This window comes from Rhodobium orientis, from assembly GCF_003258835.1.
GTDB lineage: Bacteria > Pseudomonadota > Alphaproteobacteria > Rhizobiales > Rhodobiaceae > Rhodobium > Rhodobium orientis.
Genome location: NZ_NPEV01000092.1, coordinates 1 through 9,989, shown reverse-complemented (window position 1 = coordinate 9,989; position 9,989 = coordinate 1). Strand labels below are relative to the sequence as shown.

4 protein-coding genes are annotated in these 9,989 nt (G+C 64.7%); all 4 read left to right on the top strand.

Annotated features, from left to right (window positions below; genetic code table 11):
* The first annotated feature begins 329 nt into the window (after nucleotides 1-329).
* The 4 genes from rplJ (at nucleotide 330) to rpoC (ending at nucleotide 9,937) form a co-directional block, all read left to right on the top strand.
* A complete protein-coding gene (gene rplJ / locus CH339_RS23130; RefSeq protein ID WP_111436778.1) occupies nucleotides 330-848 on the top strand; it encodes a 50S ribosomal protein L10 in 519 nt (172 codons plus the stop codon).
* A gap of 54 nt (nucleotides 849-902) precedes the next feature.
* Complete coding sequence (gene rplL / locus CH339_RS23125; RefSeq protein ID WP_111436777.1) at nucleotides 903-1,277, top strand: 50S ribosomal protein L7/L12; 375 nt, start codon at nucleotides 903-905, stop codon at nucleotides 1,275-1,277.
* Nucleotides 1,278-1,479: 202 nt separating this feature from the next.
* A complete protein-coding gene (gene rpoB, locus CH339_RS23120) occupies nucleotides 1,480-5,622 on the top strand; it encodes a DNA-directed RNA polymerase subunit beta (RefSeq protein ID WP_111436776.1) in 4,143 nt (1,380 codons plus the stop codon).
* Between the two features lie 106 nt (nucleotides 5,623-5,728).
* Complete coding sequence (gene rpoC, locus CH339_RS23115; protein ID WP_111436775.1) at nucleotides 5,729-9,937, top strand: DNA-directed RNA polymerase subunit beta'; 4,209 nt, start codon at nucleotides 5,729-5,731, stop codon at nucleotides 9,935-9,937.
* Nucleotides 9,938-9,989: the final 52 nt, after the last annotated feature.

Sequence of the window (9,989 nt, the reverse complement as noted above, 5' to 3'; positions counted from 1 at the left end):
CGGCGCCAGGCGCCGGGCGGATCGGTCTCCGGCCGGCGTCGCCTCAGACGACCTGCCCGGAGGCCACCCTGTCCGAGATTGCAGGTGTGGCAGCGCTTCCAACGAAGTCTGCCGCTTAAGCCGGAAGGGCCTGCATGAGACGGGTGCGACCGAATTTTCCGGCCCATGTGGCCGGCGATCGGTTCGGACCGTTGCGCCTTGCGGCACCTTCCGGGGTCCGCCAGGGGACAGGCACGCAAGCGTCGCCATGGCCTTTGGCAACAACGCCGGAACAAGTGGCGGCAATGGTAACCGGCGGATGTCCCCATCCGCCATTTGGAGAGAGGCAAGTGGATAGAGCTGAAAAGCGAGAGGCTGTCGCGGCTCTCAACGAGGTGTTCAAGAGCACCGGCGTTGTTGTCGTGACCCACAATTTGGGCCTCACGGTCGCCCAGATGAACGACCTCAGGTCGCGCATGCGGGATGCCGGAGCAACCCTGAAAGTGGCCAAAAACCGTCTCGCGAAGCTTGCCCTTGACGGCACGGATGTCGAGCACATCTCCGACCTGTTCCAGGGTCCCGTTGCGATCGCCTATTCGGACGATCCGGTAACGGCCCCGAAGATCGTGTCGGATTTCGCCAAGTCGACCGACAAGCTGGTCGTTCTCGGCGGTGCGCTCGGCGCCACCAATCTCGATGCGAGCGGTGTGAAGGCCCTGGCCGATCTGCCGTCGCTCGACGAACTGCGCGCCAAGCTGGTCGGCATGATCAACACGCCGGCAACGCGTATCGCGCAGGTGGTCAACGCTCCGGCCGGGCAGGTCGCCCGGGTGCTCGGAGCCTATGCCGAAAAGGGTAATGCGGCGTGAGGCCGTTCACTGAAACTCCGAACCGACGGTTCGAACTGACAAGGTAACGAGACAATGGCAGATCTGGAAAAAATTGCTGACGAGCTTTCCAACCTCACCGTGATGGAGGCCGCCGAGCTCTCCAAGATGCTCGAGGAGAAGTGGGGCGTTTCCGCCGCCGCTCCGGTGGCTGTGGCCGCTGCGGCCGGCGGTGGCGAAGCCGCCGCGGTCGAGGAAAAGACCGAATTCGACGTCATCCTGACGGCAGCGGGCGACAAGAAGATCAACGTGATCAAGGAAGTCCGCGCCATCACCGGCCTCGGCCTGAAGGAAGCCAAGGACCTGGTGGAAGGCGCGCCGAAGCCGGTCAAGGAAGGCGCTTCGAAGGAAGAGGCCGAAGAGCTGAAGAAGAAGCTGGAAGACGCCGGCGCGTCTGTCGAGCTGAAGTAGCGCAAGCTATTTTGGGGGCGGCTCCGGGTTGTCGATCCGGAGCCGCGTCCGACCATAGCGGTCCCGCGGATGCGGACCGGATTTTTTGACGGCCCGCACGGGCCGATTGGCGTTTCCGACGGGCGGCTGTCCCGATGATCGATGCCCCAGACGGGGTCCGGTCCTCCGGACAGTCGCAGCCAGGGCGGTACGAGGAGCGAGAATGACGCAGACGTTCAACGGGCGCAGAAGGGTTCGCAAGTATTTCGGGTCGATCCGCGAAGTCGCCAAGATGCCGAACCTCATCGAGGTTCAGAAGGCGTCGTACGACCAGTTCCTCCAGGTCGAGGAGCCGGATGGCGGACGTACCGAGGAGGGTCTGCAGGCGGTCTTCAAGTCGGTGTTCCCGATTTCCGACTTCGCCGGCACGGCGCTTCTGGAGTTTGTCTCCTACGAGTTCGAGCCGCCCAAATACGATACGGAAGAATGCCGGCAGCGCGACATGACCTATGCCGCGCCGCTGAAGGTGACGCTGCGTCTGATCGTCTTCGACGTCGACGAGGAAACCGGCGCCAAGTCCGTCAAGGACATCAAGGAGCAGGACGTCTATATGGGCGACATGCCGCTGATGACGTCCAACGGCACCTTCATCATCAACGGCACCGAGCGCGTCATCGTCTCGCAGATGCACCGCTCGCCGGGCGTCTTCTTCGACCATGACAAGGGCAAGACCCACTCCTCGGGCAAGCTCCTGTTCGCGGCCCGGATCATCCCCTATCGCGGCTCCTGGCTCGACATCGAGTTCGACGCCAAGGACATCGTGCATGCGCGCATCGACCGGCGCCGGAAGATCCCGGTGACCTCGCTGATGTTCGCGCTCGGCCTCGATTCCGAAGAGATCCTCGACACCTTCTACCAGCACATCGTCTACACCCGCGCCGGCGAAGGCTGGCAGATGCCCTATGACGCCCAGCGCATGAAGGGCTTCAAGCCGACCTCCGACCTGATCGACGCCAAGACCGGCGAAGTGGTCGTGGAAGCTGGCCGCAAGATCACCGCGCGGCTCGCCCGCCAGCTCGGCGAGAAGGGCGTCGAGGCCCTCAAGGTCTCCGACGAGGAGCTGTGCGGCCATTACCTTGCCGGCGACATCGTCAACCCCGAGACCGGCGAGATCTACGCAGAGGCCGGCGACGAGATCACCGAAAAGACGCTCGCCGGCTTTATCGAGCGCGGCTACGACGAGATCACGGTGCTCGACATCGACCATGTCAACACCGGCGGCTACATCCGCAACACGCTCGCCGTCGACAAGAACGAGGCGCGCGAAGAGGCGCTGTTCGACATCTACCGGGTGATGCGCCCGGGCGAGCCGCCGACCCTTGAGACCGCCGAGGCGATGTTCCATTCGCTGTTCTTCGATCCCGAGCGCTACGACCTGTCGGCCGTCGGCCGGGTCAAGATGAACATGCGCCTCGACCTCAAATGCGAGGACACGGTGCGCGTGCTGCGCCGCGAGGACGTGCTGGCCGTCATCAAGACGCTGGTCGACCTGCGCGACGGCAAGGGCGAGATCGACGACATCGACAATCTCGGCAACCGCCGGGTGCGTTCGGTCGGCGAGCTGATGGAGAACCAGTACCGCATCGGCCTCCTGCGCATGGAGCGGGCGATCAAGGAGCGGATGTCGTCGGTCGAGATCGACACGGTGATGCCGCAGGACCTGATCAACGCCAAGCCGGCTGCCGCGGCCGTGCGCGAGTTCTTCGGCTCCTCGCAGCTCTCGCAGTTCATGGACCAGACCAATCCGCTGTCGGAGATCACCCACAAGCGGCGCCTGTCGGCGCTCGGCCCGGGCGGTCTGACGCGCGAGCGGGCGGGCTTCGAGGTGCGCGACGTGCATCCGACCCACTATGGCCGGATCTGCCCGATCGAGACGCCGGAAGGCCCGAATATCGGCCTCATCAACTCGCTGGCGACCTTTGCCCGGGTCAACAAGTACGGCTTCATCGAGAGCCCGTACCGCAAGGTCAAGGACGGCCAGGTGACCGACGAGGTCACCTATCTGTCGGCGATGGAGGAATCCAAGTACCACGTCGCCCAGGCCAATGCGCCGATCAGCATGGATGGCCGCTTCGAGGGCGACCTTCTGACCGCCCGCCATGCCGGCGACGTCGTCATGACGACGCCGGATGGCGTGGAGTTCATGGATGTGTCGCCGAAGCAGCTCGTTTCGGTCGCCGCGGCGCTGATCCCGTTCCTTGAGAACGACGACGCCAACCGCGCGCTGATGGGCTCCAACATGCAGCGTCAGGCCGTGCCGCTGGTGCGGGCCGAGGCGCCGCTGGTCGGCACCGGCATGGAGCCGGTGGTGGCGAGCGACTCCGGGGCCGCGATCGGCGCCCGCCGGGCCGGCATCGTCGACCAGGTCGACGCCACCCGTATCGTGGTGCGCGCAACCGCCGATCTCGACCCGACCAAGTCCGGCGTCGACATCTACCGGCTGATGAAGTTCCAGCGTTCCAACCAGAACACCTGCATCAACCAGCGCCCGCTGGTCACCGTCGGTGACGTGGTGGCCAAGGGCGAGATCATCGCCGACGGCCCGTCGACGGAGCTCGGCGACCTTGCCCTCGGCCGCAACGTGCTGGTCGCGTTCATGCCGTGGAACGGCTACAACTTCGAGGACTCCATCCTCTTGTCCGAGCGGATCGTCCGCGACGACGTCTTCACCTCGATCCACATAGAGGAATTCGAGGTGATGGCCCGCGACACCAAGCTCGGTCCGGAGGAGATCACGCGCGACATTCCGAACGTTTCGGAAGAGGCGCTGAAGAACCTCGACGAGGCCGGCATCGTCTATATCGGTGCCGAGGTCAACGCCGGCGATATCCTCGTCGGCAAGATCACGCCGAAGGGCGAAAGCCCGATGACGCCGGAAGAAAAGCTCCTGCGCGCCATCTTCGGCGAAAAGGCCTCGGACGTTCGCGACACCTCGCTGAGGCTGCCGCCGGGTGCTACCGGCACGGTCGTGGAAGTGCGCGTCTTCAACCGCCACGGCGTTGAGAAGGACGAGCGCGCCATGGCGATCGAGCGCGAGGAGATCGAGCGGCTCGCCAAGGACCGCGACGACGAGCAGGCGATCCTCGACCGCAACGTCTACGGCCGCCTGTCGGAGACGCTGATCGGCAAGACCGCCAATGCCGGGCCGAAGGGCTTCAAGAAGGACACCGAGATCACCGGGGAAGTCCTTTCCGGCTATCCGCGCAGCCAGTGGTGGCAGTTCGCCGTCTCCGACGAGGCCCAGATGGCCGAGATCGAGGCGCTCAGGAACCAGTACGACGAGTCCCGCAAGCAGCTCGAGCAGCGCTTCATCGACAAGGTCGAGAAGCTGCAGCGCGGCGACGAGCTGCCGCCGGGCGTCATGAAGATGGTCAAGGTGTTCGTGGCGGTGAAGCGCAAGCTGCAGCCGGGCGACAAGATGGCCGGCCGTCACGGCAACAAGGGCGTCGTCTCCAAGATCGTTCCGGTCGAGGACATGCCGTTCCTGGACGACGGCACCCATGTGGACATCGTGCTCAATCCGCTCGGCGTGCCGAGCCGGATGAATGTCGGCCAGATCCTGGAGACCCATCTGGGCTGGGCCTGCGCCGGCATGGGCCACAAGATCGGCGAGATGGTCGATGCCTACAAGCGCGAGGGCAACATCACGCCGCTGCGCACCGAACTGGAAGGCATCTACGATCCGGAACGCGACCTGATCTCGGTCGCTGAGAGCGACGACGACACCGTCGTCATGCTCGGCGAGCAGCTCAAGAAGGGCATGGCGATCGCAACGCCGGTGTTCGACGGCGCCCACGAGCCGGATATCGTCGACCTCCTGGAGAAGGCGGGTCTCGACCGGTCCGGCCAGGTGACGCTGTTCGACGGACGCACCGGCGAGCAGTTCGACCGCAAGGTGACTGTCGGCTATATCTACATGCTGAAGCTGCACCACCTGGTGGACGACAAGATCCACGCCCGTTCGATCGGCCCCTACAGCCTCGTGACCCAGCAGCCGCTGGGCGGCAAGGCGCAGTTCGGCGGCCAGCGTTTCGGCGAAATGGAGGTCTGGGCCCTGGAAGCCTACGGCGCGGCCTATACATTGCAGGAAATGCTGACCGTCAAATCGGACGACGTTGCCGGCCGGACCAAGGTGTACGAGGCGATCGTGCGCGGCGACGACACGTTCGAGGCCGGTATTCCGGAAAGCTTCAACGTGCTGGTCAAGGAAATGCGTTCGCTCGGCCTCAATGTGGAGCTGACGACGACGAAGGATCCGGACGAGTCGGCGGGCGAAGACGACCTGCCGGCGGACGCGGCGGAGTGATCCGCCGCGTGGCCCCTTCGACACAGCAACTCGATGCCAAACTCGTGCGGGTTCGACGGCGTGACGCGGCAAACGCCCTGATCGATCGCACTTACGGAGAGAGCCTATGAATCAAGAGGTCATGAACCTTTTCAACCCTCAGGCTCAGGCCCAGACTTTCGATCAGATCCGTATCTCGATCGCCAGTCCGGAAAAGATCCTGTCGTGGTCGTTCGGTGAGATCAAGAAGCCGGAGACCATCAACTACCGGACCTTCAAGCCGGAGCGGGATGGCCTGTTCTGCGCGCGGATCTTCGGCCCCATCAAGGACTACGAGTGCTTGTGCGGCAAGTACAAGCGCATGAAGTACAAGGGCGTCATCTGCGAGAAGTGCGGCGTCGAGGTCACGCTCAGCCGGGTCCGGCGCGAGCGCATGGGCCATATCGAGCTGGCCGCTCCGGTCGCCCATATCTGGTTCCTGAAGTCGCTTCCGAGCCGCATCGGCATGCTGCTCGACATGACGCTGAAGGACCTGGAGCGCATCCTCTACTTCGAGAACTACGTCGTCATCGAGCCGGGCCTGACCCCGATGGCGCAGTACCAGTTGCTCTCGGAGGAAGAGTACCTGCGCATGCAGGACGAGTATGGCGAGGATGCCTTCACGGCGATGATCGGCGCGGAGGCGATCCGCGAGATCCTGATCTCGCTCGACCTGCCCAAGCTCGCCGAGCAGCTTCGCGTGGAGATCGCCGAGTCGACCTCCGAGTTGAAGCCGAAGAAGCTGGCCAAGCGGCTGAAGCTGGTCGAGGCGTTCATCGAATCCGGCAACAAGCCGGAATGGATGATCCTGAAGGTGGTGCCGGTGATCCCGCCGGACCTGCGCCCGCTGGTGCCGCTCGACGGCGGCCGGTTCGCGACCTCGGACCTCAACGACCTCTACCGCCGCGTCATCAACCGGAACAACCGCCTGAAGCGGCTGATCGAGCTGCGCGCGCCGGACATCATCATCCGCAACGAAAAGCGGATGCTGCAGGAGGCCGTCGACGCCCTGTTCGACAACGGCCGGCGCGGCCGCGTCATCACCGGCGCCAACAAGCGTCCGCTGAAGTCGCTCAGCGACATGCTGAAGGGCAAGCAGGGCCGGTTCCGCCAGAACCTCCTCGGCAAGCGCGTCGACTATTCGGGCCGTTCGGTCATCGTGGTCGGCCCGGAGCTGAAGCTGCACCAGTGCGGCCTGCCCAAGAAGATGGCGCTGGAGCTGTTCAAGCCGTTCATCTATTCGCGGCTCGATGCCAAGGGCTTCTCGTCCACGGTCAAGCAGGCCAAGAAGCTGGTGGAGAAGGAAAAGCCGGAAGTCTGGGATATCCTCGACGAGGTCATCCGCGAGCATCCGGTGCTGCTCAACCGCGCGCCGACGCTGCACCGCCTCGGCATCCAGGCCTTTGAGCCGGTGCTGATCGAGGGCAAGGCGATCCAGCTCCATCCGCTGGTCTGCGCGGCCTTCAATGCCGACTTCGACGGCGACCAGATGGCGGTCCACGTGCCGCTGTCGCTGGAAGCCCAGCTCGAAGCCCGCGTGCTGATGATGTCGACCAACAACATCCTGCACCCGGCCAACGGCTCGCCGATCATCGTGCCGTCCCAGGACATCGTGCTCGGCCTCTACTACCTGTCGCTGATCGCCGATGGCGAGCCGGGCGATGGCATGCTGTTCGGCGACATGGGCGAACTTGCCCACGCGCTGGAGTCCAAGGCCGTCTCCCTGCACGCCAAGGTGCGCGGCCGGCACCGTTCGGTCGACGCCGACGGCAATACGGTCTCCAAGATCTACGAGACGACCCCGGGCCGGATGATGATCGGCGAACTCTTGCCGAAGCATCCCGAGGTTCCCTTCGACATCTGCAACAAGCTGATGACGAAGAAGGAAATCTCCAAGATGATCGACGTGGTCTACCGGGCCTGCGGTCAGAAGGAGACGGTCATCTTCTGCGACCGGGTGATGGCGCTCGGCTTCTCCAACGCGTTCAAGGCCGGCATTTCCTTCGGCAAGGACGACATGGTCATTCCGGACACCAAGCAGGGCCTGGTGGATGAGACCCGCGAGCTCGCCAAGGAATACGAGCAGCAGTACAATGACGGCCTGATCACCCAGGGCGAGAAGTACAACAAGGTCGTCGACGCCTGGGCCAAGTGCACCGACCGCGTCGCCGAGGAGATGATGAAGCGCATCTCGTCCGTCGAAGTGGACGACGAGACCGGCCGTCACAAGCAGATCAACTCGATCTACATGATGAGCCACTCCGGTGCCCGCGGTTCGCCGGCGCAGATGAAGCAGCTCGCCGGCATGCGCGGCCTGATGGCCAAGCCGTCGGGCGAGATCATCGAAAGCCCGATCATCGCCAACTTCAAGGAAGGCCTGTCGGTTCTGGAGTACTTCAACTCCACCCACGGCGCCCGTAAGGGCCTTGCGGACACGGCGCTGAAGACCGCCAACTCGGGCTACCTGACCCGGCGTCTGGTCGACGTCGCCCAGGACTCGATCGTCTACGAGCCCGATTGCGGCACCTCCGAGGGCCTGACCATGCAGGCCGTGATCGACGCCGGTAACGTCGTCGCTTCGCTCGGCCAGCGCATCCTCGGCCGCACCTCGGCGGAGGACATCGTCAGCCCGGCGGACGGCTCGGTGATCGTGCCGGCCAACACGCTGCTCGAGGAGCGTGAGGTGGAGAAGATCGAGGCGGCCGGCGTCCAGCGGGTGAAGATCCGCTCGGTGCTGACCTGCGAGGCCTCGGTCGGCGTCTGCGGCGCCTGCTACGGACGTGACCTCGCCCGCGGCACTCCGGTCAACCGGGGTGAGGCGGTCGGCGTCATCGCCGCCCAGTCGATCGGCGAGCCGGGCACCCAGCTCACCATGCGCACGTTCCACATCGGCGGCACGGCGCAGGTGGTCGACCAGTCGTTCCTGGAATCGAATTTCGACGGCAAGATCGAGATCCGCAACCGGAACGTCGCCCGCGACTCCGAAGGCAAGCTCGTCACCATGGGCCGCAACACCGTGATCGCGATTCTCGATGGCGAGGGCAACGAGCGCTCGACCCACCGGATCGCCACCGGCGCGCGGCTCTATGTCGACGACGGCGATGAGATCAAGCGCAGCCAGCGGATCGCCGAATGGGATCCGTACACGCGTCCGATCCTCACCGAAGTCGATGGCGTCATCGACTACGAGGACCTGGTCGAAGGCGGATCGCTGCAGGAATCCACCGACGAGGCAACGGGCATCACCAAGCGCGTCGTCATGGACTGGCGGTCTTCCGCACGCAGTGCCGATCTGAAGCCGGCGATCGTCATCAAGGACGACAAGGGCGAGATCATTCGGGTGCCGCGCGGCGGCGAGGCGCGCTATCTGCTATCGGCCGAGGCGGTGCTGTCGGTCGATCCGGGCACCAAGGTCACGGCCGGCGACGTGGTTGCGCGTATTCCGCTGGAAAGTGCCAAGACCCGCGACATCACCGGCGGTCTGCCGCGCGTCGCCGAGCTGTTCGAGGCCCGGCGTCCGAAGGACCACGCGGTGATCGCGGAGATCGACGGTACGGTGCGGTTCGGGCGCGACTACAAGAACAAGCGTCGCGTCATCATCGAGCCGCATGACGAGAGCCTGGAGCCGGTGGAGTACCTCTTGCCGAAGGGCAAGCACATGCACCTGCAGGACGGCGACACCATCGAGAAGGGCGAGTACCTGCTCGACGGCAACCCGGCCCCGCACGATATCCTCGCCATCAAGGGCGTGGAGGCGCTGGCCACCTATCTCGTCAACGAGATCCAGGACGTCTACCGGCTGCAGGGCGTGACGATCAACGACAAGCACATCGAGGTGATCGTTCGCCAGATGCTGCAGAAGGTCGAGATCACCGATGCGGGCGAGAGCGGCCTGATCAACGGCGAACAGATCGACAAGGTCGAGTTCGAGGACATCGTCGCGCTGTGCAACGAGGAGGGCAAGAAGCCGCCGATGGCGAACCCGGTCCTTCTCGGCATTACCAAGGCGAGCCTGCAGACCCGCTCGTTCATCTCCGCGGCATCGTTCCAGGAGACCACCCGCGTCCTTACCGAGGCGGCGGTCAACGGCAAGAGCGATACGCTGGAGGGCCTGAAGGAGAACGTCATCGTCGGCCGGCTGATCCCGGCCGGTACCGGCGGCACGGTGGGGCAGATCCGCTCCGTCGCCCGCCACCGCGACGATCTCATCCAGGAAGAACGGCGCAAGCAGCAGCAGGCGAGTGTCGCCGAAGCGGCGCTGGAAGATCTCTCGCCGCCGGCGTCGCCGGCCGACTGACCGGCGCGAACGCCGATTGGACAACGATCGAGCGAGCCGCCCCGGCGGCTCG

Bases quoted from the DNA above. Each gene is read 5' to 3' on its own strand.
- rplL (WP_111436777.1), top strand. From the start codon at position 903: ATGGCAGATCTGGAAAAAATTGCTGACGAGCTTTCCAACCTCACCGTG.
- rpoB (WP_111436776.1), top strand. From the start codon at position 1,480: ATGACGCAGACGTTCAACGGGCGCAGAAGGGTTCGCAAGTATTTCGGG.
- rpoC (WP_111436775.1), top strand. From the start codon at position 5,729: ATGAATCAAGAGGTCATGAACCTTTTCAACCCTCAGGCTCAGGCCCAG.